Annotated in this window: 24 protein-coding genes; 17 read left to right on the top strand and 7 right to left on the bottom strand. The window is 67.0% G+C overall.

Annotation, left to right across the window (positions count from 1 at the left end; genetic code table 11):
• The first annotated feature begins 17 nt into the window (after nucleotides 1–17).
• The 6 genes from AC6I21_RS10550 to AC6I21_RS10525 all read left to right on the top strand — a co-directional run bounded on the left by AC6I21_RS10550 (nucleotide 18) and on the right by AC6I21_RS10525 (nucleotide 9,196).
• On the top strand, nucleotides 18–1,169 hold the full coding sequence (locus AC6I21_RS10550; protein ID WP_497762342.1) for a GuaB3 family IMP dehydrogenase-related protein: 1,152 nt from the start codon (nucleotides 18–20) through the stop codon (nucleotides 1,167–1,169).
• A gap of 191 nt (nucleotides 1,170–1,360) precedes the next feature.
• Complete coding sequence (locus AC6I21_RS10545) at nucleotides 1,361–2,206, top strand: SURF1 family protein (RefSeq protein WP_497762341.1); 846 nt, start codon at nucleotides 1,361–1,363, stop codon at nucleotides 2,204–2,206.
• A gap of 52 nt (nucleotides 2,207–2,258) precedes the next feature.
• Nucleotides 2,259–2,723 carry a DUF3817 domain-containing protein gene (locus tag AC6I21_RS10540; RefSeq protein ID WP_346923048.1) on the top strand — a complete coding sequence of 155 codons (465 nt, stop codon included), beginning with the start codon at nucleotides 2,259–2,261 and terminating at the stop codon, nucleotides 2,721–2,723.
• An 81-nt stretch (nucleotides 2,724–2,804) separates the two neighbouring features.
• Nucleotides 2,805–4,391, top strand: a complete 1,587-nt coding sequence (guaA, locus tag AC6I21_RS10535) for a glutamine-hydrolyzing GMP synthase (protein WP_497762340.1) — start codon at nucleotides 2,805–2,807, stop codon at nucleotides 4,389–4,391.
• Between the two features lie 252 nt (nucleotides 4,392–4,643).
• Nucleotides 4,644–8,873, top strand: coding sequence for a DNA helicase (locus AC6I21_RS10530; protein ID WP_497762339.1), 4,230 nt, complete (start codon nucleotides 4,644–4,646; stop codon nucleotides 8,871–8,873).
• Nucleotides 8,870–9,196, top strand: a complete 327-nt coding sequence (locus AC6I21_RS10525; protein ID WP_343832090.1) for a hypothetical protein — start codon at nucleotides 8,870–8,872, stop codon at nucleotides 9,194–9,196. Before AC6I21_RS10530 ends, AC6I21_RS10525 begins: the two co-directional genes overlap by 4 nt.
• An 18-nt stretch (nucleotides 9,197–9,214) precedes the next feature.
• Here the strand turns inward: AC6I21_RS10525 and AC6I21_RS10520 are convergent, their stop codons facing one another.
• A complete protein-coding gene (locus AC6I21_RS10520; RefSeq protein WP_446754827.1) occupies nucleotides 9,215–9,913 on the bottom strand; it encodes an RcpC/CpaB family pilus assembly protein in 699 nt (232 codons plus the stop codon).
• A gap of 79 nt (nucleotides 9,914–9,992) precedes the next feature.
• Nucleotides 9,993–10,637 carry a 5-formyltetrahydrofolate cyclo-ligase gene (locus tag AC6I21_RS10515; protein WP_446754826.1) on the bottom strand — a complete coding sequence of 215 codons (645 nt, stop codon included), beginning with the start codon at nucleotides 10,635–10,637 and terminating at the stop codon, nucleotides 9,993–9,995.
• Between the two features lie 138 nt (nucleotides 10,638–10,775).
• Here AC6I21_RS10515 and AC6I21_RS10510 point away from each other — a divergent pair, with 138 nt between their 5' ends.
• Together AC6I21_RS10510 and AC6I21_RS10505 are read left to right on the top strand one after the other, a co-directional pair.
• A complete protein-coding gene (locus AC6I21_RS10510) occupies nucleotides 10,776–11,414 on the top strand; it encodes a GNAT family N-acetyltransferase (protein WP_446754825.1) in 639 nt (212 codons plus the stop codon).
• Nucleotides 11,415–11,572: 158 nt separating this feature from the next.
• Nucleotides 11,573–12,445, top strand: coding sequence for a hypothetical protein (locus AC6I21_RS10505; RefSeq protein WP_446754824.1), 873 nt, complete (start codon nucleotides 11,573–11,575; stop codon nucleotides 12,443–12,445).
• An 82-nt stretch (nucleotides 12,446–12,527) separates the two neighbouring features.
• Here AC6I21_RS10505 and AC6I21_RS10500 read toward each other — a convergent pair whose 3' ends face one another.
• Complete coding sequence (locus AC6I21_RS10500) at nucleotides 12,528–13,034, bottom strand: Lrp/AsnC family transcriptional regulator (RefSeq protein ID WP_054821790.1); 507 nt, start codon at nucleotides 13,032–13,034, stop codon at nucleotides 12,528–12,530.
• A gap of 150 nt (nucleotides 13,035–13,184) precedes the next feature.
• Between AC6I21_RS10500 and AC6I21_RS10495 the strand changes: the two genes are divergently transcribed.
• The 4 genes from AC6I21_RS10495 to AC6I21_RS10480 all read left to right on the top strand — a co-directional run bounded on the left by AC6I21_RS10495 (nucleotide 13,185) and on the right by AC6I21_RS10480 (nucleotide 16,801).
• On the top strand, nucleotides 13,185–13,643 hold the full coding sequence (locus AC6I21_RS10495) for an NUDIX hydrolase (protein WP_138926571.1): 459 nt from the start codon (nucleotides 13,185–13,187) through the stop codon (nucleotides 13,641–13,643).
• 54 nt (nucleotides 13,644–13,697) lie between these two features.
• The gene (locus AC6I21_RS10490) at nucleotides 13,698–14,600 is read left to right on the top strand and encodes a glycine betaine ABC transporter substrate-binding protein (RefSeq protein WP_446754823.1); all 903 of its coding nucleotides are present in this window, start codon (nucleotides 13,698–13,700) and stop codon (nucleotides 14,598–14,600) included.
• An 85-nt stretch (nucleotides 14,601–14,685) separates the two neighbouring features.
• Entirely contained in the window at nucleotides 14,686–15,906 is a 1,221-nt protein-coding gene (locus tag AC6I21_RS10485) for a pyridoxal phosphate-dependent aminotransferase (protein WP_138177316.1), read from the top strand.
• A gap of 25 nt (nucleotides 15,907–15,931) precedes the next feature.
• Nucleotides 15,932–16,801, top strand: a complete 870-nt coding sequence (locus tag AC6I21_RS10480) for a PPK2 family polyphosphate kinase (protein WP_446754822.1) — start codon at nucleotides 15,932–15,934, stop codon at nucleotides 16,799–16,801.
• A gap of 112 nt (nucleotides 16,802–16,913) precedes the next feature.
• Here the strand turns inward: AC6I21_RS10480 and AC6I21_RS10475 are convergent, their stop codons facing one another.
• Together AC6I21_RS10475 and xseA are read right to left on the bottom strand one after the other, a co-directional pair.
• Nucleotides 16,914–17,147: an exodeoxyribonuclease VII small subunit gene (locus AC6I21_RS10475; RefSeq protein ID WP_138926569.1), complete on the bottom strand. Its 234-nt coding sequence runs from the start codon at nucleotides 17,145–17,147 to the stop codon at nucleotides 16,914–16,916.
• A gap of 62 nt (nucleotides 17,148–17,209) precedes the next feature.
• Nucleotides 17,210–18,469 (bottom strand): exodeoxyribonuclease VII large subunit, encoded by a 1,260-nt coding sequence (gene xseA, locus AC6I21_RS10470; protein ID WP_497762338.1) that lies wholly within the window; start codon nucleotides 18,467–18,469, stop codon nucleotides 17,210–17,212.
• A gap of 204 nt (nucleotides 18,470–18,673) precedes the next feature.
• On the opposite strand from xseA, the gene AC6I21_RS10465 reads away from it, so the two are divergent.
• From AC6I21_RS10465 to AC6I21_RS10445, 5 genes are all read left to right on the top strand, one after another.
• A complete protein-coding gene (locus AC6I21_RS10465; RefSeq protein ID WP_138177322.1) occupies nucleotides 18,674–19,771 on the top strand; it encodes a 4-hydroxy-3-methylbut-2-enyl diphosphate reductase in 1,098 nt (365 codons plus the stop codon).
• 94 nt (nucleotides 19,772–19,865) lie between these two features.
• Nucleotides 19,866–20,951, top strand: coding sequence for a redox-regulated ATPase YchF (ychF, locus tag AC6I21_RS10460; RefSeq protein WP_497762337.1), 1,086 nt, complete (start codon nucleotides 19,866–19,868; stop codon nucleotides 20,949–20,951).
• A gap of 168 nt (nucleotides 20,952–21,119) precedes the next feature.
• The gene (locus AC6I21_RS10455) at nucleotides 21,120–21,380 is read left to right on the top strand and encodes a type II toxin-antitoxin system Phd/YefM family antitoxin (protein WP_138177326.1); all 261 of its coding nucleotides are present in this window, start codon (nucleotides 21,120–21,122) and stop codon (nucleotides 21,378–21,380) included.
• The gene (locus AC6I21_RS10450) at nucleotides 21,381–21,635 is read left to right on the top strand and encodes a Txe/YoeB family addiction module toxin (RefSeq protein WP_421013986.1); all 255 of its coding nucleotides are present in this window, start codon (nucleotides 21,381–21,383) and stop codon (nucleotides 21,633–21,635) included.
• A 558-nt stretch (nucleotides 21,636–22,193) separates the two neighbouring features.
• Nucleotides 22,194–22,634, top strand: a complete 441-nt coding sequence (locus AC6I21_RS10445) for a YtoQ family protein (protein WP_446753589.1) — start codon at nucleotides 22,194–22,196, stop codon at nucleotides 22,632–22,634.
• 164 nt (nucleotides 22,635–22,798) lie between these two features.
• On the opposite strand, the gene AC6I21_RS10440 is transcribed toward AC6I21_RS10445, so the two are convergent.
• Complete coding sequence (locus AC6I21_RS10440; protein ID WP_446753590.1) at nucleotides 22,799–23,566, bottom strand: SCO1664 family protein; 768 nt, start codon at nucleotides 23,564–23,566, stop codon at nucleotides 22,799–22,801.
• Nucleotides 23,566–24,087, bottom strand: coding sequence for a DUF3090 family protein (locus tag AC6I21_RS10435; protein ID WP_360028831.1), 522 nt, complete (start codon nucleotides 24,085–24,087; stop codon nucleotides 23,566–23,568). Before AC6I21_RS10435 ends, AC6I21_RS10440 begins: the two co-directional genes overlap by 1 nt.
• Between the last annotated feature and the right edge of the window lie 6 nt (nucleotides 24,088–24,093).

Below are 24,093 nucleotides of genomic sequence, written 5' to 3'. Positions count from 1 at the left end.
CTTGATAACCTAGAGCAGTGATTAACGAGATTGAGATCGGCCGCTCCAAGCGCGCCAGCCAGGCATACTCCCTTGACGACGTGGCCATCGTGCCGGACCGGCGAACCCGGGACCCCAAGGACGTCTCGGTCACCTGGCAGATCGACGCCTTCGAATTCAGCACCCCCATCCTCGGCGCCCCGATGGATTCGGTGATGAGCCCGGACACCGCCATCCAGTTGGGCAAGCTCGGCGGGCTGGGCGTGCTGAACCTGGAAGGGCTGTGGACCCGCTACGAGGACCCCACCACGGTGCTTGAGGAAATCTCCGCGCTGCGTTCGGAAAGCGCCCGCCGCGCCGACCCGGCGATCACCCGCAAGCTGCAGCAGCTGTACACCGCACCGATCCAGCCCGAACTGATCACCGAGCGGATCACCCAGATCCGTGAGTCCGGGGTGGTGGTGGCCGGGTCGCTGACCCCGCAGCGCACCCAGGAGCACTACCAGACCGTCATCGACGCCGGGGTGGACATCTTCGTCATCCGCGGCACCACCGTCTCGGCCGAGCACGTCTCCAAGACCACCGAACCGCTGAACCTGAAGCAGTTCATCTACGAACTGGACGTGCCGGTCATCGTCGGCGGCGCGGCCGGCTACACCCCGGCCATGCACCTGATGCGCACCGGCGCCGCCGGCGTGCTGGTCGGCTTCGGGGGAGGGGCCAGCAGCACCACCCGGCGCACCCTGGGCATCCACGCCCCGATGGCCACCGCCATCGCCGAGGTGGCCGCGGCACGCCGCGACTACATCGAGGAGTCCGGCGGACGCTACGTGCACGTCATCGCGGACGGCGGGGTGGGCAACTCCGGTGACATGGTCAAGGCCCTGGCCATGGGAGCCGACGCCGTCATGCTCGGCACCGCCCTGGCCCGCGCCGAGGAGGCCCCGGGCGACGGGTGGCACTGGGGCATGGAGGCCGTCCACGAGGCCAGCCCCCGCGGGGACCGGGTGAAGGTGGGCACGGTCGCCCCGATGGAGCAGCTGCTCTTCGGCCCGTCCCATGAAACCACCGGCAGCTCGAACCTGGTCGGCGCGCTACGCCGGGCCATGGCCACCACCGGCTACTCCACGCTGAAGGAATTCCAGCGGGTGGACGTCGTGGTCTCGCCCTACGAGGCCGACCGCTTCTAACCCGCCGCGCCGGCGCGCGGGCACCTACCGGCCGCCGCCACACCATGTGTGGTGGCGGCCGCCAGCATGTTCGCCCCCTTGTCCGGTGGGCGCCCTGCCGGGTCCTGGCCACCGCGGCGGCGGGGCCAAAGGGAAGAATCTCACCCGCCGCGCATTGGCTCTTCTACAAGCAATCGAAGTACGGTAGTGATGTGCTGAAAACCGCTTTCAAACCCAAATGGATCGCCGCGCTGCTCGGTGCCCTCATCGTGGCCACCGGCTTCGTGCTGCTCTCCGGATGGCAGTTCGGTTCCTCCACCACCGAACCCCCGGTGAAGGCCGAGAAGACCGAGGTTCCGGTGCCGCTGACCGAGCACGTGCAGCCGGGCACCGAACTGCTGGGCACGAAGGCGGACCAGATTGTCACCATGCAGGGCCACTTCCTGCCGGACACCGAGATCCTGGTGGAAAAGCGCGTGCACGAGGGCCAGACCGGCTACTGGGTCATCAGCGCGTTCGCAGTGGACGGCGCCCCCGACGGTGAGGCCATCGCGGTGGTGCGCGGCTGGGAAGCCGAACCGGACGATCCGCCGGCCACCCCGGAGGGCCAGTTCACCATCACCGGCCGGCTGATCCCGCCCGAGGGCCCGGTGCTGCAGCGCGACGTGCGCGAACCGTACTACGCCGCGGTCTCCAGCGCCCAGCTGGCCAACACCTGGGATCTGCCGCTGTACTCCGGATTCGTCTCCATCCACGAGCTGGCCAACGACGCCGGGCCGGTCACCGAGCCGGGGCTGAGCCACATCTTTGTCGGCACCCAGCCGCAGGAAGCCACCGTGAACTGGCTGAACGTCTTCTACGGGATTGAATGGGTGGTCTTCGCCGGCTTCGCGTTCTTCCTGTGGTACCGCCTGGTGCGCGATGACTATCAGCGCGAACTGGATGAACTGGCCGAGCAGGGCGCCGCCGAGCACCGCCGCGGCCAGGAGCCCACCGGCCAGGAGCCCAGCGAAGACCATTCGTCCTCCGGCCCGCACGGCACCTCCCAGAACCACTAAGACCCCTCGGGGCTTTGCCCCAAAGCCCCTTCGCGGAAGGAACACTCCAAGCATGTCCAGCCCCACCACCCCCGGCAGCCCACGCAAGTTCGGCGGCACCCCCACCCAGATCCGCAACGCGCTGGCCTTCTACAAGGTGCTCTCCTACGCCACCGGTGTGATGCTGCTGCTGCTGGTGGCCGAGATGGTCCTGAAGTACTTCTGGGGCCTGGAACTGTTCGCCGGGGGCACCCACCTGGATGGCACCGCGAACACGCTGGGCCTGTTCAACCGCGCCGAGATTGCCGGCGGGGTGAACATCTCCCTGCTGATCCTGATCGTGCACGGCTGGATGTACGTGGTCTACCTGTTCTCCGACTTCCGGCTCTGGTCGATGATGCGCTGGCCGTTCATGCGCTTCATCACCATCGCCCTGGGCGGGGTGGTCCCGTTCCTCTCCTTCTTCGTGGAGCACAAGGTACACCGTGAGGTGGAGGCCGAGCTGGCCGCGTTCCCCAAGGCCGCCAAGCGCTACTAGCGTCTTCGGTTCCCGGCTGGTGACGGGGATGACAGGGGTGCGGGGGTTTCAGCGGCGCGGTGAGCTAGTAGACTTGAATCCGTGACTACTGCGCCCCTCACCACAGAACATAAGCCGGTTCTGGTCGTCGACTACGGGGCCCAATACGCGCAGCTGATTGCTCGGCGTGTGCGTGAGGCCCGCGTGTACTCGGAGATCGTCCCGCACACCATGCCCCTGGATCAGATGCTGGCCAAGGAACCTGCCGCCATCATCCTTTCCGGCGGCCCGTCCAGCGTCTATGCGGAAAACGCCCCGGGGGTGGACCCGAAGCTGTTTGACGCCGGGGTCCCGGTCCTGGGCATCTGCTACGGCTTCCAGGCCATGGCCAACGCCCTGGGCGGCACCGTGGCCGAAACCGGTCTGCGCGAATACGGCCGCACCGAAACCGAATTCTCCGGCGGCCCGCGCTCCGTGCTGGCCGGGGCCCACACCCCACCGACGGTGTGGATGAGCCACGGCGACTCGGTCACCGCGGCCCCGGAGGGCTTTGAGGTGCTGGCCTCCACCGCCGGCGCCCCGGTCGCCGCGATCGCCGATGATGAGCGCAAGCTCTTCGGCGTGCAGTGGCACCCGGAGGTCAAGCACTGCGAGTTCGGGCAGAACGTGCTGGAGAACTTCCTCTACGACGGCGCCGGCCTGGAGGCCGAATGGACCGCCGGGTCCATCGCCGACGAGCAGATCGAACGCATCCGCGCCCAGGTGGGCGACGGCAAGGCGATCTGCGGGCTGTCCGGCGGCGTGGACTCCGCCGTGGCCGCCGCTCTGGTGCAGCGCGCCATCGGGGACAACCTCACCTGCGTGTTCGTGAACCACGGGCTGCTGCGTGAAGGCGAAGCCGAGCAGGTGGAGAAGGACTTCGTGGCCGCCACCGGCGCGAAGCTGTACATCGCCGACGAACGCGAACGCTTCCTGAGCGCCCTGGACGGGGTGACCGACCCGGAAACCAAGCGCAAGATCATTGGCCGCGAATTCATCCGCGCCTTCGAGGCCGCGGAGAAGGCCATCGTCGAGGCCGAAGCCGAGGCCGGGGAGCCGGTGAAGTTCCTGGTGCAGGGCACCCTGTACCCGGACATCGTCGAATCCGGCGGCGGCGAGGGCACCGCGAACATCAAGAGCCACCACAACGTGGGCGGGCTGCCCGAGGACCTGCAGTTCGAGCTGGTTGAGCCGCTGCGCACCCTGTTCAAGGACGAGGTGCGTGCGGTGGGCCGCGAACTGGGCCTGCCCGAGGAGATAGTGGGACGCCAGCCGTTCCCCGGCCCGGGCCTGGGCATCCGCATCATCGGTGCGGTGAACGAGGAACGCCTTTCGATCCTGCGCAAGGCCGACGCGATCGCCCGCGAGGAGCTGACCAACGCCGGACTGGATGACGAGGTCTGGCAGATGCCGGTCGTGCTGCTGGCCGATGTGCGCAGCGTGGGCGTGCAGGGCGATGGGCGCACCTACGGGCACCCGATCGTGCTGCGCCCGGTCTCCAGTGAGGACGCGATGACCGCGGACTGGTCCCGCCTGCCCTACGACCTGCTGGCCCGGATCTCCAACCGGATCACCAACCAGGTCGACGGGGTCAACCGGGTGGTGCTGGATGTGACCAGCAAGCCCCCGGGAACCATCGAATGGGAGTAATCCGCCCCTAGCGGATCGCCCACGGGCGGAATCGGACAAAGGCCAGCCGGCGGCGCACGCCGCCTCGGCCGGCCACCGGTTCCGCCCGTGGCGCTTAAACAGTGTTTCGTACAGCCGAACCGGGCCGTGCGTGCACTACCTTAGGAAGTGGCGTGTTGTGTGCCAAAACCGGCCCGCGGCGACCGCGCGGCACGGGGGCAAAATCTGATCCCGGCATCGGCGGGCGCCGCCGACGGGAAGCGAACGAAGGGAATGAGAGTCGTGACTAGTGGCCGAACTGCTGCCGCCGAACGCGTGGCCAGCTGGGTAAAGACCCTGGGGCAGGGGACCGGCGCGGACACCACGCTGCGGTTCGCCCCGTCGACCTCCAACAGCATCGACATCACCCACGCCAACCCCTCGGGCCTGGCCCAGTTCCTGGCCGGGCGGCGCACCCGCCTGTCCACCCTGCTGCATGACGCGGACCAGTTCGCGGTGGCCAAGCGCACCGCCCGCGCGCTGGACGCGAAGATCGATGAACTGTGGGACGAGCGCGGCATCGACGTGGGCTACCTGGCCGCGGGCGTGGCGAACTGGCGCGCCACCCATGAGGGGCGCAGCGAGGCGCTGTCCGCCCCGATCATGCTCGGGCGGATCAAGCTGACCCGCCACCTGGACCAGGACGACTACGACGTGCAGCTGGTGGGCCGCGCCATCGTCTCCCCGGCGTTCATCCGCCAGGTCGAGGCCGACCACCACGCCGCCATTGACACCCAGGCGGTGCACGCCGCCGCCTACTCCATCGCCCGCTTCGACCCGGTGCGCGGCATGGACGCGCTGCGCCACCAGCTGGCCGACGTGCCCGGGGTCGTCATCGGCCACCGCCTGCTGCTGTCCACCTTCGCGGATCTGACCGACCCGGCCGACCCGGCCAAGCTCAGCGCCGGGCACCCGGTCATCGCCGGGCTGGTCAACCACGCCGAACACGCCGCCGGCATCCAGGACGCGGCCGGGCAGGACACCGCCCAGGATGCCGCGGACGCGGCGCAGGGCGCCGGCACCGAGGAGGACGAGCAGGCCCCGGCCCACTCCGGCTCCCGGCTGCGCCGCGTGGCCGAACGCTTCAAGGAGGGCGCCCGCGGACCCAAGCGGGAGGCCCCGGCCCCCGGGCAGCCGGCTCCCGCCCTCGGCGCCCCGCAGCGGGTGCACACCGGTACCCGGGTGATCAGCCGCAGCTCCGATGAACGCGACCCGGCCGACGAACTCTACCTGCTGGACGCCGACGAGTCCCAGGCCAAGGTGCTGGACTACGTGGCCGCCGGGGAATCGGTGAGCGTGAACGCCGCCGCCGGCACCGGGGCCACCCAGACCGCGCTGAACGCGGCCGCAGTGCTCGCCGCCCAGGGCAAGCGCGTGCTGGTGATCGCCGAACAGCGTTCGGCCGCCGAGGAATTCGTTACCCGCTTCAACGAGAAGCTGGACGCCGCCAGCCTGCTGCTGGGCCCGAACGAGGACCCGGACGCGCTGCGCCGGCAGCTGACCCGGGCCATCCTGCGCAACGAAAAGGCCACCGAACCGCACCAGCAGAAGCTCTTCGCCAAGCTGCGCGAACACCGCACCGCCCTGCAGGAGCACGTCAAGTCCCTGCACACGGTGCGCAGCCGCTGGGGCTGCTCGCCCTACCAGGCGATGCAGGAGCTGGCCCGGCTTTCCGCGCTGGAGCCGGCCCCGTCCACCACGGTGCGCCTGAAGCGTTCGGTGCTGGACTCCATGGGCCAGCGCGGCCACGTCGCCGCGCAGCTCAAGCGCGCCGCCCAGCTTGGCGCGTTCAGCAAGGAGCACACCTCCAGCCCCTGGCACGGGGCACCGCTGCGCAACCAGGAGCAGACCGAACAGGCCCTGGCCCTGGCCTCGGGGCTGGGCCGGGACCTGCCGATCCTGCACGAGCACATGGTGGAGGTCGCCCAGAAGTCCCAGATCCGCCTGGAGGAGACCTACGACAAGTGGGGGGACCAGCTGGCCCTGCTGGTGGCCGTGCGCGGCTCGCTGGACAAGTTCGAGCCGGACATCTTCGAAGGCGACATCGATGACCTGATCGCCGCGACCGCCTCCAGCCAGTGGCGGCGCGAGCACGGGGTGGAGATGGGCTCCATCGTCCGCTCCCGGCTGCGCAAGATCGCCAAGGAATACGTCCGTCCCGGCATGCATGTGCCGGACCTGCAGTCCGCCCTGCAGGCAATCAGCGAACAGCGTGAGGCCTGGCGCGTCTACGCCACCAGCCAGCGCAACCCGCAGGTGCCCGGCGGGCTGCTGGACGTGGAGGCCGGCTACCATGACGCCGGCTCCCGCATCGACTCGCTGGCCGGGATGCTGCCCACCCGGTTGGGCACCCGGCTGCGCGAAATGCCGGTCAAGGAGCTGATGAACACCATCGCCAGCCTGGTGGACCGGGCCGATGACCTGAAGGAACTGCCCGAACGCACCATCATCTCCGAACAGCTGGCCGAGGCCGGGCTGGGGGATTTGCTCGCCGATTTCGCCGAGCGGGAGATCGACGCGGACGAGGTCGACGCCGAACTGGAGTTGGCCTGGTGGCAGTCCGCCCTGGAGGCGATGATCTCCGGGGATGACTTCCTGGCCATGAACGACGGCGCGAAGCTGGAGAAGATCGAGGCCGACTACCGCCTGGCCGACGGCGCGCACATCGCCGCCGGGCCCGAACGGATCCGCTGGGCGCTGGCCAAGAACTGGAAGGGCGCCCTGGCCGACCACCGTGCCGGGGGCCGCGAACTGCGCGCCATGCTCAAGGACGGCACCCCCTCGGTGTCCGGCCTGCTGGCGCTGGGCGCCCCGCTGGCCAACTCGCTGACCCCGGTCTGGGTGGCCGCCCCGCTGCTGCTGGGCACCGCGCTGCCCGAGGAGGCCGACTTTGACGCGGTGATCCTGCTGGAGGCCAACTACCTGACCCTGCGTGAGGTGCTGGACGCGATCCGCCGCTCCAGCCAGGTCATCGCCGTGGGCGACACCATGCTCGGCGGCCCCAAGCCGTTCGAGGTGTCGGTGGACCCCACCGCCCGGGTCGCCGAACGCGGCACCGAAATCTCCGCGCTGCAGGCGCTGAACCAGGTGCTGGTCACCCAGACCCTGTCCACCGTCTACCGCGGCATCGACGAAGGCCTGGTCGAACAGCTCTCCCACGCCTACTACCAGGACAAGCTCTCCCGGCTGCCCGGGGCCAGCTCGCTGTCCTACACCGCCCCGCGACTGTCCAGCTACTATGTGCCGGACGCCACCGGGACGCTGTCCAGCTCCGAGGAGGGCGTGCAGACCACGGCGGCGGAAGTCGCCGCGGTGGTGGACCTGGTGTTCAGCCACTTCCGGCGCAACGGCCACGAGTCGCTGGCGGTCATTGCCTCCAACCGGGTGCACGCCGCCGCGATCGCCGAGGCGATCCGGGTGCAGCTGCCCAACCACCGCTACGCGATGGAGCACTTCCGGGCCAGCCACGAACCGTTCGTGGTCACCACCATGGACCGGCTGATCGGGCTGCGCCGTGACGCGGTGATCTTCGCCTGGGGTTATGGACGCACCCCGCACGGCAAGGCGCTGCACGAATTTGGTGCGCTCTCCCGCAGCGACGGCGATTCGCTGTTCGTTGCGGCGATGACCCGGGCGCGCAAGCGCATGGTCCTGGTCTCCGGGCTGCTGCCCGAGGACGTGGAGCTGAACCGCGTGTACCGTGGGGCCAAGCAGTTCTTCGAGCTCTTCGGCCGGGTGCACGCCGGGGACTCCGGGGTGAGCACCAACCGCTCGCTGCGCCACGACCCGCTGGTGGCCGACCTGGCCAAGCGGCTGCGTGAACGCGGCGCCATCGTCACCGAGGACTACCGCGGGGTGCTGGACTTGTCCGCCCATGTGCTGGAAACCGAGTCCGGGCAGATCCCGCCGCTGGCCGTGGTGTACGACGGCACCGAACACTACAGCCACCTGACGGTGCGCGAGCGCAGCCGGCTGCGTCCCGACTTCTTCGAGACGAACGGCTGGCGGTACGTGCCGCTGTGGACCATTGACGTGTTCACCGACCCGACCTCGGTCGCCGACAGGCTGGCCGCCTACCTGAACCTGGCCAAGCCCAGCACCCAGGAGCCGGACGAGCCGCGCGCCAAGCTTTCGGTCGCCAAGCCGGTGTCCGCCAGCTCGGTGACCGCCGCCCCAGCGGCCGGTGCTGCGGCCGAGTCCGGCACCAAGCCCGCGCCGAAGCCGGAAACCGAAGACACGGCAGTGAAGGCGCCGAAGCCGGACCAGGACTCCAAGCCCGGGGCCCAGGACGCCGGGTCGCAGGCCGGGGAAGGCCCCTCCGCCGAGCCGAAGGCGCAACCGGAAAAGCAGGCCGAACAGGGGCAGAAGCCGGAACCGGACCAGGCCCAGGCGGCCCAGCCCGCCGCTGGCGGCACCCCGGCCCCGGTGCCGGCCAGCCGCAGCACCGAATCCGGCGACAAGTGAGCGACGAACACCAGGGCCTGTCCGGGGACGCCGCAGCCGCGCCACGGCGCAAGCGGCGCCCCCGGGTCGTGGCCCAGCCGCAGCACCTGCCGGTGGCCACCGAATTGACCGGCAGCTACCGGCAGCTGGAGCGTCCGGCCAGTGTGGACGCCGCCCTGGCCAACAGCCACGCCGCCAACGAACCGGGCACCGCGCAAGACCCGGGGGCCGGGGACCCGCTCTCACAGCTGCGCGCCAAGGACGAGGACCCGGCAGGGTGGGGTGAGAAGCCTGATGACCTGGCCGAGGGGATGCGCCGCGAAAAACCGCCGCACTGGGGCTGATACGCCGCCGGCCGCACCCTAGTTCACCAGCACGGCGGAAACCTTGCCGCGGGTGACCGCCCCGGAGAGCTCATCGGCCTGGGCCCCGTCGGCGGCCACCACCACAATGCCCTCCCCGGACGTGCCGGAGGCCGGCAACAAGCCCAGCGAATCACCCTCGCCGCGCTGCGGCACCCACAGCACCGGCAGGCGCCGGCCAATGGTGTGGGAGATGATCTCCTGTTCAAAGCCGTCCCCGCTGCTGAGCACGATATCCACCAGCTGCCCGGGGTGCAGCAGCTGAACGGTGGCCGGATCCGACAACCGGATCGGCACCGCCACACTGCCCGGCGGCATCCCGGTCAGCAGCTGTGGACCAATCAACACCTGTTCATTGAGCAATGCACCGGCCGGTAAACCCACCGCCAGGCGCTGGCCGATGGCCTGCTGGGGGTCATCGAGCAGCCCCGGAACCTGTGACAGGCCGCTGACCGGTGAGAACACCACGTCCTGGGCCAGCAGCTGGGACCCGGCGGACTTCTCCACGGCCAGGGTCAGCACCTGCTGGTCGCTGGTCCTTTCCGGCGCCAGGGCGCTGAGCAGCGAGGCGCCCGCCAGCACGGCGAAGGCTACCGCCAACGGGCGGCGGTAGCGACGGAACAGCTCGGCCCGTGAGGACGCCGGGCGGCGGCGGGGACGCGGAATTCGTGGGACACGCGGGGTGCGAAATCGGCTCATGGCCCCATGCAACCACCGCGGCCCCGGTTCCGGGCGCCCGCGTCCGCGGATTGTGGAGGATGCTAGGGGAGGAGGATCCCTAGAACCCGTTGTCCAGGCGCCGTATCGCCGAGGGCATGATCACCACTCCGACCGGACGGTCATGGCGGTCCACGGCGAATGAGCCGGCCTCCACGAACTCGTCATCGCGCACCAGCGCCGCAATCCGGGTCTGGTAGCCGTCAATCTTGGGCAGGAACCGGTCATAGTAGCCCCCGCCCTGCCCCAGACGCAGCCCGGCAGCATCCACCGCCAGGGCGGGGATGAACATCAGGTCAATCTCGGCAAACAAGCTGGCATCGTGGCGCGGTCCGACCGGTTCGTTGACCGGGGCCACCCGGCTCTGCACGATCTCGGTGCCCGGCTCCCAGCGGGTCCAGGACAGGACATGTCCCGGCTCGCACACCGGCAGGTAGACCTCGAAGCCGCGCCCGGTCAGCTCCTGGAGCAACGGGGCCGTGTCCGGCTCGTCCGGGGAGGAAAAGTATGCCGCCACTTTCTTCGAATGCCCCTCGGGGGCCGCGTCCAGTACCTCCAGCACCCGCTGGCGAAGCTGGGCAGCCTCCTCGGCGCGCAGTTCCGGGGAGAGCCGACGCCGCTCGGCGCGAATCGCCCGGCGCCAGCTGGGCTTGTCCTGCGGCACGGGCGGGTGATGCTCCAAACGATGCGAAGGGTGCTGGCTCATGCAAGCTACTGTACCTTTTGTCCGCATCCCGCCCAGCCCTGCCGGGGTGGCGATTCGCCCTGGATCCACAGCGTCATATCGGTGGCCCTTCGATGTGTCAGGCGCGGCGCAGGGCCGGCGGCGGCATACGATACTCATATGTTTTCCTCCTGGCTGCCGCGTCCGGCACTGGACGTGCTTGAGTCCGACCGGTTGCTGCTGCGCAGGCTGACCCGGAAGGACTACGAGGCGTGGATGCACCTGCGCTGGGTCAACAGCCAGTGGCTGCAACCATGGGATCCCACCGACCCCGCCGGACGCACCCCCACCACCACCTTTCAACAGATGGTCCGCTCCCAACGCCAGTCGGCGCTGGAAGGGACCGGCTACTGCTGGGTGGTCACCCTGAAGGACCCGCACGCGGCCAACCCGCCGCTGATTGGGCAGGTGTCCCTGTCCGGGATCCAACTGGGGGCCGCGCGCAGCGCCTCGATTGGCTACTGGATTGATCACGGGCACGCCGGGTTCGGCTACATCCCCGAGGCGGTGGCCCTGGTGGGGGACTACAGCTACGCAAAGCTGGGGCTGCACCGGCTGGAAATCAATATCCGCCCCGAAAACGCGGCCAGCCTGCGGGTGGTGGAAAAGCTGCGGTTCCGTGACGAAGGGGTGCGCGAACGCTTTCTGCACATCAACGGGCAGTGGCGGGATCACCGCACCTTCGCGCTGAACCGAGAGGACTTCAGCGGGACACTATTAGAACGTATCAACGAATCCCGGCCCGAACCGCGGCCCTGAGTCGTGGTTTGCGCGCTGATGTGAGGCAACTGGGCAGAAAACTTGTAGACACACCGCGACATTTGACCAGCGCCGCGTGATCGGTTGCATAGGGTTAAATCGAGAATCCCTGACCTGGATTCAATGTTGACCGACCGGAATCGGTGATGGAGGAATCAATGGCTGCCACGTCGCAGAGCGCACCGCAGAAAAAAGTTTCAGCTGCCCAGCCAAAACTTCGCCTGCGCTATGGACGGTTGAGCGTGGCCCTCGTCGGCTTGCTGGCCCTGGTGGCGACACTGGTCACCGCGGTGCTGGCCCCGTTCACCTCGATCGGTTTCGGCCTGGTGTTCTTCCTCTTCGCCCTGGGAGTGGCCAGCTTCGCCGCCCTGCGCACCATGGCCGTGCGTGACCGCAACCGCAAGCTGCTGCAGCGCATGGAAGCGGTACGTGAGCAGGCCCTGCACACCCCGGCCTTCGAGGACTCCAGCAACCAGGTCATCGCCAAGTCCGCGAAGGATGAGAAGGTTTTTGACGCCCGACCGGATTCCGGCCGTCGGGCTCCCTCGATTACCGCAGAGGAACTGCGTGCCGAGGCCCTGCGCGTGGCCCGCGGCGACGGTGGCGTGAAGCAGCCGGCCACCTGGGAACCGACCGAGGTGCCCAAGCCGAAGTACGTTGCCGTGCGCGAAGCCACCGAAGCCACCCGTCAGCAGGTCGCCGAGCAGGTTCGTCCCGAGCCGCTGCCGAAGGCCGAACCGCTGCGCCCCAGCGCGAAGATCAGCCTGAAGGCCTCCGAGGAGGCCCGCGAGATCGCCAAGCAGGTTTCCGCGGCAGACAAGGCGGCCATCGCCAAGCTTGACGCCGCCCGCGGCACGGGCGAGGAAAAGGCCGCCGAGACCCCGGTGAAGCCGGCCGCCAGCGAGGAAGCCGCCAAGGCTGCGCCAGCCAAGGCCGAGAAGGCCGCCCCGGCGCCCAAGGCGAAGACCGAGGCCGAGGGATCGAAGCAGCGGCTGAACCTGGACGCGGTGCTGCAGCGCCGCCGGGCCTAGCACTTCACCGCACCACGACACAGCAACGGGCTGGGAACCACTGGTTCCCAGCCCGTTGTCGCAGGTTTTAGCCGGTGTACGGCTAAAGCTGTTCGTCCTCACCCAGCAGCGGCCCGCCGCTGCCCTTGTGGTGGCCAAAGACCAGCGTGGTTTCCGTGTGGCCCACCGACTCGTCCGTGGCCAGGTTATCCAGCACCCAGTCCCGCAATTCCTCGGTGGAGCGCACCGCAATGTGCAGCAGGTAGTCGGTGCCGCCGGAGACGTGGAACATGGACAGCACCTCGGGAAGCTGCGGGATGCGTTCACGGAAGCGGTCAATCTTCTCCCGGTCATGGGCCCGCAACTTCACCGAAATCAGCGCCTGCACGGTGCGGCCGACCGCGGTGAGGGAAATCTCCGCGTGGTATCCGGTGATGATGCCGCGCTCCACCAGCGAACGGGTGCGCAGCAGCGCCGTGGACGGGGCGATGCCGGCCCGCTGGGCCAGTGTGGCATTGGAGATGCGCGCATTGCCGACCAACTCATCGATGATAATTCGGTCAATCTCGTCAAGTTCGGTGTTCGGGTGCGAATCGGAGTGCGAAGACATAGCAACATTTCATCACATTCCCGCTTCCCCGGAATCCACCGGCCAGCCGCCAGCTGCCCGGCTCGGCTGCCGGCCCCAGGATCCAATGTGCTTAAACGTTGCGGGTGCGCCGGAGGAAAACCAGGGTGGCGGATCACTATATTTGAACCTATGACGCGACAATCAGAATTCACCGGCGAGCTCTACGACACCCGGCTGGCCGCCTACTGCCTGGTGGAATCGGAGGGCCGTTTCCTGCTGACCCTGTGGGACATGCGTCACCGTGACACCCATTTCATGCCGCGCTGGTCACTGCCCGGCGGGGGAATTGAACTGGGGGAGGACCTTGAGCAGGGCGCGGCGCGCGAGGTCTTTGAGGAGACCGGCTATCACGTGAAGGACCTGGTCCTGCTCGATGCCTCCACCGGGGTGATTCCGGCCGCCAAACGCTATGTGCAGACCGCGCACGCCATGCAGACCGTGGCGATTGTCTACCGGGCCAGCATCGGCGGCGGGTCGCTGCGTCACGAGGTCGGCGGCAGCACCAGCCGCGCCGAATGGTTCACCCGCGAGGAAATCAGCAAGCTGCCGCGCATTGAACGCGTCGACAGGATGCTGCGCCTGTACTAGAACACAGCGTGTGACCCGGCCAAACACCGGGTCGTGGCATAGGCTAAGGGAAGTATGAAACGTCGCAAAGTGTTGCCGGTCCTCTGCACCGGCGCGGTGCTGGTCCTGGGTCTCAGCGCCTGCACCGGCAACCCCCAAGACCCCGCACCGCCCACCGAAGCGGTCGAATTGCGCATGGCCACCCACTCCGAGCCCACCTACCGGGCGCTGGGGGCCATCTACGCCGACCAGCTGGAGCAGAAGGGCTACCAGGTCACGCTGCTGGACCCGGTGGCGGACCCGGCCGCTCAGGTCCTGGCCGGGCAGGCCGACCTGGTGATCACCAGCGCCGGCACCGCCGCCCACCAGGTGGCCCCGGCCAGGCCGGATACGAAGAACACCGACAGCGCGGTGCTCAGCCGGGAGCAAAGCGCCAAGATGATCGCCGGCGCCCTACCCGAAAATGTCCGCGCGCTGGATGCCAGCCCCGGGGACCTGGGTTCGGTGCTGGTGATGAGCCGGGCGCAGCTGGCCCTGCAGGACGTGGAGGACTACAAGGAGCTGGCCCAGAAGTGCCCGTCCCTGAAGCTCGCCGCCCCGCAGGCCTCGGCCACCCTGCTGCGTGAGGGGCTGGATGGGGCCAACTGCTCCGCCGCCAAGGTGGAGGCCACCACCGCGGACCGCCTGCCTGGCATGTTGCGCAACGCCGAGGTGGACGGTGTGGTGCTTTCGCAGGCCGACGCGCTGATCGCAGACGAGGGCTTTGTGGCCGTGGCCGGCACCGAGGCGCTGTTTGACAGCGAACCGGTCCTCGCCCTGGGCGATGCGGACGTGGATGAGGGCGCGGCCCGCGCCATCAACGAGGTGACCGCGAAGCTGGATGAGGATACGCTCACCGCCGTGTCGCGCATGGCCCACGGCACCGAGCCGGCCAGCGCCGAGGACGTCGCTGAACGCTGGCAGTGGCTCTCCCAGTAGCCGCCCGGGCCGGTGCCCAAAAAAGTTTGAAATGGAATTACGCGCCGCGAGACTTGCACCGTTGCGGCGTGAGAAAGTAGGGAACATGCCGGAATTCAAGCAGTCCACCAAGCTTCACAACGTCCTGTACGACATTCGTGGACCGCTGCTTGAGCACGCCCAGCGGATGGAGGCCGAAGGGCACCGCATCCTGAAGCTGAACATCGGCAACCCGGCCCCGTTTGGTTTTGAAGCCCCCGACGCGATCCTGGTGGACATGATCCGCAACCTGCCCAACGCCCAGGGCTACTCGGATTCCCGTGGCATCCTCTCGGCGCGCACCGCGGTGTCCCAGTACTACCAGACCCGCGGCATCCAGACCATTGGCGTGGATGACGTGTACCTGGGCAACGGGGTGTCCGAGCTGATCACCCTGAGCCTGAACGCGCTGCTGAACAACGGGGACGAGATCCTGATCCCGGCCCCCGACTATCCGTTGTGGACCGCCTCGGTGTCCCTGGCCGGGGGCACCCCGGTGCACTACCTCAATGACGAGTCCGAGGGCTGGCTGCCGGACATCGAGGACATGGAATCGAAGATCACCGCCCGCACCAAGGGCATCGTGATCATCAACCCGAACAACCCCACCGGGGCGGTGTACCCGAAGCAGACGCTCGAGGCGATCCTGGAGCTGGCCCGCCGGCACAACCTGGTCGTCTTCTCGGATGAGATCTACGAAAAGATCCTCTACGACGAGGCGGTGCACGTGAACACGGCCTCCCTGGCCGATGACGTACTTGTTTTGACCTTCTCGGGGCTCTCCAAGGCCTACCGGGTGTGCGGTTTCCGCTCCGGGTGGATGGCCATCTCCGGGCCGAAGCAGCAGGCGCGGGACTATATTGAGGGCATCAACCTGCTGACCAACATGCGCCTGTGCGCCAATGTTCCGGCCCAGCACGCCATCCAGACCGCACTGGGCGGGTACCAGTCGATCAATGACCTGATCCTGCCCGGCGGCCGGCTGCGCGAACAACGTGATGCGGCCTACGACCTGCTGACCGCGATCCCCGGTGTTTCGGTGCAGAAGGCCAAGGGCGCCCTGTACATGTTCCCGAAGCTGGATCCGCAGGTGTATCCGATCCACAACGACGAAACCTTCGCCCTGGAACTACTCAAGGCCCAAAAGATCCTGGTGACCCAGGGGACCGCCTTCAACTGGGTGCGCCCGGACCATTTCCGGCTCGTTACCCTGCCCTCGGTCCGCGACCTGCAGGACGCGGTGGGACGCATCGGGGAATTCTTGGCAGACTGGCGTTCCCACGCCTGACCAACTACCTGGAAGTGGTGCAACCATGAACGGCAACGTCGAAAACAGTGACCTGATCCTGGGGATGCGGGTTGGCGGCGAGCCGCGCCTGGCCGAGCGCCAGACCGGCCTGCCGCACTGGTGGCCGGTGCAGGCACCACAATCCAAGGCCGAGGGGAAGAAGGCCCTGGAGCACCTGGGCGAGCAGCTCTCCGATGATCAGGAAAAACTGTTCGCCTCGGCCATCGCCGGCGGCTCAAAGGATTCGGTGCTGCTGATCCTGCAGGGGATGGACACCTCCGGCAAGGGCGGCATCGTCCGCCACGTGCTGGGACTGGTGGACCCGCAGGGCGTCTCCCACCACTCCTTCAAGGCCCCGACCCCGGAGGAACGGGCCCACGACTTCCTGTGGCGCATTGAACGCCAAGTGCCGCAGGCCGGGATGATTGGTGTCTTCGACCGTTCACACTATGAGGATGTGCTGGTTCACCGGGTGCGGAAGCTGAGCACCGCCGAGGAAGTCGAATCCCGCTACGGGCGGATCAATGACTTTGAACAGCGCCTGGTGAACCAGGGCACCCGGGTGCTGAAGGTGTTCCTGCACCTGAGCCGAGAGGAGCAGTACCAGCGGCTGATGGCCCGCCTGGATGACCCAACCAAGCACTGGAAGTTCGCCACCGGGGACGTAGATGACCGCCTGCTGTGGGACGAATACCAGAGCGCCTACGAGATCGCCATCAGCCGGACCAACACCAAGGCGGCTCCATGGTATGTGGTTCCGGCCGACCACAAGTGGGCCGCCCGGTGGTGCGTGGCCAAACTGCTGCAGCAGGTGCTGGGGGAGATCAACCCGCAGTGGCCACAGGCCACCTACGATGTCGCCGCACAGCGGGCGCGGCTGGAAGCGGCGCACTAGCCAGCAGGCTGCCGCCGGAGTGCGGATCCGCGCCCCCAGGCTGGCTCTGCCCGGCCGGGCAGCGGGGTGGTCGTGTGCCCCGGAGCAGCGCGCAGGTTGGTGGGTGGGGAACCTAGTCCTCGTCCTCCATGTCCTCAACCCGCTGCCGCGCCTGCTCCAGGCGCTGGGAAACGCCGTTGAGCCAGTTCTCGCAGTGCAGGGCCAGCGCCTCACCGCGCTCCCACAGCTTCAGGGACTGCTCCAGGCTGGCGCCGCCGGTCTCCAATTGGTTGACCACCGAGACCAGTTCCTCGCGGGCCTGTTCGTAGCTGAGCTGGACGATGTCTTCGGGGAGCTGCTGGGTCATTTTCATATCCTTGTCATTCACGGGCGTCTGGGAAGTTTCACATGGGGCGGCGCCGGGCGGGACTACGCCTCACGAGGTTCCGGGTGGACATCGCGCACCTGGGCGTCGAACCGGCCGGCCGCGACGCGCACCCGCACCGCCGCCCCCGCCTCCAGGACCGCGGCATCACGAATGATGGCCCCGGACGCGTCCTGGGCGACCGCGTAGCCGCGGTCCAGGGTTTGCTGGGGTGAGAGCGCCCGCACCTGGGTGGCCAGGTGGCGGATCTCGTCCCGTGCCCGGTCCACCCGATGGCGCAGCAGCTGGGTGGACCGCTCCCGCCAGCGGGAGAGGTCCTCGCGGCGAGTGGTGATCATGGTTTCGGGGAACGCCATGACCGGGCGGGCACGCAGCGATTCAAGCAGCTGGGCCTCACGCTGCAGCTGGTGGTTGATGGCCCTATCCAGCCGGTCCCGGGCCTGGGCCAGCCCGGCAAACTCCTCCTGCAGATCCGGCACGATGCGCTTGGCCGCGTCTGTGGGGGTGGAGGCCCGAAGGTCGGCCACGTCATCCAGGATCGGGCGATCCGCCTCGTGCCCGATGGCGGAGACTACCGGGGTGGTTGCGGCGAACACCGCGCGCACCAGCTCCTCACTGGAAAACGGCAGCAGGTCCTCCAGCGCCCCGCCGCCGCGGGCAATGACAATGACATCGATTTGCGGGTCCGCATCCAGCTGGGCCAGCGCCTCCATCACCTGGGAGGCGGCGTCGCGGCCCTGCACGGCGGTGTTGATGATCCTAAAGCGCGCCGCCGGCCACCGCAGCGTCGCGTTGCGCACCACGTCCTTCTCCGCATCCGAATCGCGCCCGGTGATCAGCCCGATGGTGCGTGGCAGCACCGGTAGCGGCTTCTTGTGCTCCAGGGCAAACAGCCCCTCCGCGCCGAGCGCCTGGCGCAGGCGTTCCAGCCGGGCCAGCAGCTCGCCGAGCCCCACCGGGCGCAGGTCGGTGGCGTTCAGCGACAACCGTCCGGTCTTGGTGTAGAGATTCGGCTTCACCCGGGCCACCACGCGGGAGCCCACCTCCGGCTTGGTGGCCAGCCCGCGCATCACCGAGGCCCACACGGTCACCGAGAAGGAGTAGTCCGCATCCACGTCACGCAGCGTCAGGTAGGCGTGCCCGTTGCGGATATTGGCCTCCAGCAGCTGGCCCTCCACCCAGGAGATGGGGGAGTTCTCAATATGGGCCTTCAGCTTCTCGGAGAGCACGCGCAGCGGCCACGGGTTCTCCGGGCTGGTTTCACGGGCCGTGAGCGGCATCGTGTCCGGGGCACGGGATTCCATTCGCGCTTCTCCTCACCTGGGTCCGGGGCGAATAAGGCCTGGACCGGCCCCGTTCGCACCTGTGACGCTACACCACCGCACCGACAATTCCGTGCCGCACGGCGCCCTGGTCTTGACCGGCAGAGGCCAACCTCACAGGCCCGCGGCGGTGGTGCGCATCATATGAGCATGGGCTTACTTGCGTCCACTTCGTAGACTAGTGCCATGGCTACTTCCACTTCCATTCCGGTTTCCCTGCCGATGCCCCGCATCCCGCGGACCCGACGTTCACCTCAGGAGATTGCCGACGCTTCGCCGAATGTGAACCAGCGCAAGGTGCTGTTGGCTGCCCCGCGCGGCTACTGCGCCGGGGTGGACCGTGCCGTGGTGGCGGTGGAAAAGGCGCTGGAGCACTACGGCCCGCCGGTGTACGTGCGCAAGCAGATCGTGCACAACCTGCACGTGGTCTCCGAGCTGGAGGCCCGCGGGGCGATCTTCGTGGAGGAAACCGATGAGGTGCCCGAGGGCGCCCTGGTGGTCTTCTCCGCCCACGGCGTCTCCCCGGCTGTGGTGCGCTCCGCCGAGGACCGTGGTCTGCAGACCATCGACGCCACCTGCCCGCTGGTGACGAAGGTGCACCGCGAAGCGGTGCGCTTTGCCAAGAATGACTATGAAATCCTGCTCATCGGCCACGAGGGCCACGAGGAGGTGGAGGGCACCTACGGTGAGGCGCCGCACGCCACCACCATCGTGAACAACCCCGAAGAGGCCGACACCGTCCAGGTGAAGAACCCGGACAAGCTGATCTGGCTCTCGCAGACCACCCTGAGCGTGGACGAGACCATGGAGACCGTGCGCCGGCTGCGGGAGCGCTTCCCGAACCTGCAGGACCCGCCCAGCGACGACATCTGCTACGCCACCACCAACCGACAAGTGGCCATCAAGACAATTGCCCCCAAATCAGATCTGGTGATCGTGGTGGGCTCCTCAAACTCATCCAACTCGGTGCGCCTGGTCGAGGTGTCCCTTGACTACGGCGCCAAGGCCGCCTACCGGGTGGACTTCGCTCACGAAGTAGATGAGTCCTGGTTCGAGGGAGTCTCCACCGTGGGTGTGACCTCCGGGGCCTCCGTGCCCGACGTGCTGGTGCAGGAAGTGCTGGAGCTGCTGGCCGAATACGGTTTTGGGGACGTGGAAGAAATCACCTTGGCCGAGGAGGACATCGTCTTCTCGCTGCCCAAGGAAATCCGCGGCAAGCTCAAGGAAGCTGGGGATGACTCCCGCGCCCTGGGCGGACGCGGCACCCCCACCACCTCGCGTTAATCGCGCACTGCCCGCCCGGCTCCGCCACGCGCCAAAAGGTGCGCGGCGCACCCAGTTCACCTCCCACCCCTAGCAAAAGGTAGAATCGTCTCCCGTGGCTCTTACTATCGGAATCGTCGGACTGCCCAACGTCGGCAAGTCCACCATGTTCAACGCGCTGACCCGTGCCCAGGTGCTGGCGGCCAACTACCCCTTCGCGACCATCGAACCCAACGTCGGTGTGGTCCCGCTGCCCGATGAGCGGCTGAAGGTGCTGGCCAAAATCTTCGGCTCCGAGCGCATCCTGCCCGCGACCGTGTCCTTCGTGGACATCGCCGGCATCGTCAAGGGCGCCAGCGAGGGTGAAGGGCTGGGCAACAAGTTCCTGGCCAACATCCGTGAGGCCGACGCCATCTGCCAGGTCACCCGCGCGTTCGTGAACGACGACGTCATCCACGTCAACGGCAAGGTGGACCCGGAGTCGGACATCGAGACCATCGCCACCGAGCTGATCCTGGCCGACCTGCAGACCATTGAGAACCAGCTGCCCCGCCTGGAGAAGGAACTGCGCGGCAAGAAGATCGACAAGTCCTTCATGGACAACGTGCTCGCCGCGCAGAAGGTGCTCGAAGAGGGCAAGACGCTCTACGCCGCCGGCGCCGCGGCCGGGGTCGACCTGGAGGAGATCGCCTCGCTGCAGCTGATGACCACCAAGCCGTTCATCTACGTGTTCAACACCGATGAGGCGGGCTTGGCCGACGCCGAGATGCAGGCCAAGCTCTCCGAGCTGGTGGCCCCGGCCGAGGCGATCTTCCTGGACGCCCAGTTCGAGGCCGAGCTGGCCGAGCTGGAAGAAGACGAGGCCGTGGAGATGCTCGAAGACGCGGGCATCGAGGAATCCGGGCTGGACAAGCTGGCCCGGGTTGGCTTCGATACCCTGGGGCTGCAGACCTATCTGACTGCCGGCCCGAAGGAAACCCGTGCCTGGACCATTCCCAAGGGGGCCACCGCACCGGAGGCCGCCGGGGTGATCCACACCGATTTCCAGCGCGGCTTCATCAAGGCCGAAGTGGTCAGCTTTGATGACCTGGTCGAGGTCGGCTCCGTTGCCAACGCCAAGGCCGCAGGCAAGGCGCGCATTGAAGGCAAGGACTACATCATGAAGGACGGCGACGTCGTGGAGTTTCGGTTCAACGTCTAGCGTCTGGAAACAAGAAGTAAGCAACCTTTGAGCAGTGCGAGTCTACTTGAGTCTGCCCGGCGAGTACGGTGAGCACAGTTGTCGCCGATCTCCGTGCCCGAGGTGACTCGACAAAGGTGAGTGGTACCATAAATAAGTACCACTGGTCCAAATGGGGAGGATGCCATCATGTCCATCAGCGCAAGCGAGGCGCGCAAGACCTTGTTCCCTCTCATTGAGCGCGTAAATGAGGACCGTGATGCCGTTGAGATCGTTTCTCGTAAGGGCAACGCTGTTCTGATGTCGGCCGACGAATATGCTGCGTGGCAGGAAACCGCCTACCTGTTCCGCTCGCCGGCCAACGCCCGCCGGCTGCTCGATGCCTACGAACGTGCCCGCGCCGGAAAGCACGAGGTTCACGACCTGGATCGCGCCGACGAGGAATCCTGAGTGCGTCTAGTCTGGGACGAGTCAGCTTGGGAGGACTACAAGCACTGGCAGACTGCCGACCGGAGGATCCTGAAGCGCATCAACACTCTCATCGATGCCTGTTTGCGCGAACCGTTCTCCGGGATCGGCAAGCCCGAGCAGCTAAAGTACGGAGCGCAGGGCTCGTGGTCACGGCGCATCACCGATGAGCACCGGCTCGTCTACCTGGTGGAGGATGAGGACCTCGTGATTCTTCAGGCCCGCTACCACTACTGACCCAGTGACTTTACACGAGGGCACATAGCGAAGTTGCGGTCCTCAAACTGATTCGACGCTCGCCGGGATCAGTGGGAGATAGCTCTTTGCGCGGCGGGACGGCCGGGCGGTTCACTTGCTTGCCGTGAAGATCTTGGGGCCATCACACGCAGACGATTGGTACGCGTGTACGAGGCCCTGCTATGAGAAATTCGGCTTCCTCTCTCCCATAAAGAAGAGCCTAAGAGGTGAGGGTACGCGGTTCCTCGGCACGCTGAACACGCTGCTGCCGTTAAGAAAGAGAGTCCGGGCGTAGTCGTTGCTACGTTAAGGCCCGGAAGTAATTCGATCGCATTCACGGCCACGGTTAGTTCATGACGACGCGTATAGCCAGTCGTCGATGGCTTTGGGCCGGGCTCCGGAGTTTTCGCCGATCTGCAGCGATATTGCAAGTGAAAGCGCTCCGATGACAGATGATGACGTGCGTCTCATGATACCGGTGGTGCAACTCACTAGGATGGGTGGTTGATCCAGTGGACCAGCCACGTCCGTTCATCTCGAATCAAGGAGCCTTGAATATTGACTTTCAACGTCTATCTTTCCGGTGAGATCCACACTGACTGGCGCGAGGAGATCCAGCGCGGGGCGCAAGCCGCCGGCTTGGATGTCGTCTTCACCGCACCGGTAACCGACCACCCTGCCAGCGATGCCGCCGGCGACTACTTGGGGGAGACCTCCACCCAGTTTTGGCGTGATCACCAGTCCTCCAAGATCAATGCGATTCGCACCCGCACCTTGATCGAAAAGGCGGACTTCGTTGTGGTGCGTTTCGGCGACAAGTACAAGCAGTGGAACGCGGCTTTCGATGCTGGTTATTGCGCCGCGTTGGGCAAGCCCTACGTGACCCTGCACGATGAGGACATCGTTCATCCGCTCAAGGAAGTTGACGCGGAGGCCCAGGGGTGGTGCAAGACCACCGATCAGGTCGTGGAAACGCTGCGCTACGTGTTGCAGGACTGATATGTGCGACTGGCTATCGCGCCTCGCAGCCTGCGTCAGCGATAGCCAGTTGTTCCGCTTAACTGCCGGGATCATCGTCTGGCTGCGGCGATGCGATATTGCTGCCGGTTCTTGGAGGATCCGTACGACGTGGGCTGGTTAGCGTGCGTCCGCAGCTTCCTGCTTCAGAATAGCGGCCATGGCACCGCTGTCATCTGGCCGCTGGGCGCCGGAAACCGCCCTGCCGCGCGCAGCATCGTGCACCGCGCAGCCAGCGCCGCGATCTCCTCGGCGCTCAGCAAGTCATCCAGACGGGCACCGAGTTCACCGCCCAGTCCACCGGTGACTCGATCTATGCCTGCTGCTTCCTCGTCGGTGAGAGTCTCGCCCAGCCAGCCCCACAGGACCGTACGCAGCTTGTGCTCCCGGTGAAAGGTGAGCCCGTGATCCACTCCGTAACGGTGACCACCCGGCATGGCAAGGATATGGTTGCCCTTGCGGTCGGCGTTGTTCACGAGGATGTCGAATACCGCCATGCGCCGTAGCGCCGGGCTGTCTTCGTGGACGAGCTCGACGATCCGTCCGGTCTCATCCTGTCCCTTGAGCACGTGTTTCCAACCGCTCTGCGGCACTTCTTCCGCCGGGAGGAGGTCTACGGGGTTCTGGTCGGGGTCCGGTTCTTTCCACAGCTGCACCATGCCCTCACCCAGTGGGCCATCGCGCAGCCAGGTATGCGGCACAACGTCCCATCCGAGGACCTGCGAGACCAGGTAGGAAGCCACCTCCCGGTGGGCCAGCATGCCGTGGGGAAAATCCCATAGCGGGCTCTCGCCGGCGACGGGCTTGTAGACAACCGCTGTATCGCCGATGCTGCCAAGAAACGTGGCGTTCGAGGCTGTGGTGATGCGACCGCTGAGAGTGAGCTCCCCGGCCAGCAGATCCGGTGATGTCATCACAAGTCGTCAGGGGTGCAGCTGTGCCCCTCGGGGTCCATGGGGTCACCGCAGCGCGGGCACATCGGACGACCGGCCGCCACGATCTCACGGGTGCGTTTGGCGAAGGCACGGGCAGTGCCAACGGGCATCCGCACCACCATCATCTCATCGTCATCGGCGGAGTCTTCGTCACGTAGCGGGTAGAGCTCAACGACGACTTGAGCCAGGGAGGCATCCCAGCCCAGACTGATGGTGCCAATCTGGAATTGCACCTCGACGTCTTCGAGCGGGTCGTTATCGACAAGCTCAATCGGTGTTCCTGTCGGAACGCTGAAGGGATTGCCCGCAACTGCACCCAACTGATCGAGAACCTCGTCGATCTTCTCCGCGAGCGCCGCCGACTGCTGTTTTTCCAAGGCCAGGCTCACCAGCCGCTTGCCTGCACGCACCTGCAGGTAGAACGCCCGCGACCCTGGAGAGCCAATGACCCCCACGATGACACGATCTGGCCAGGAAAACTCGTGAACTCGTGTAGACATGTCAAT

The organism is Glutamicibacter sp. St.4D3 (assembly GCF_059728615.1).
Note: the sequence above shows the minus strand (reverse complement) of the source record. Positions and strands in the feature narration are given on the sequence as shown.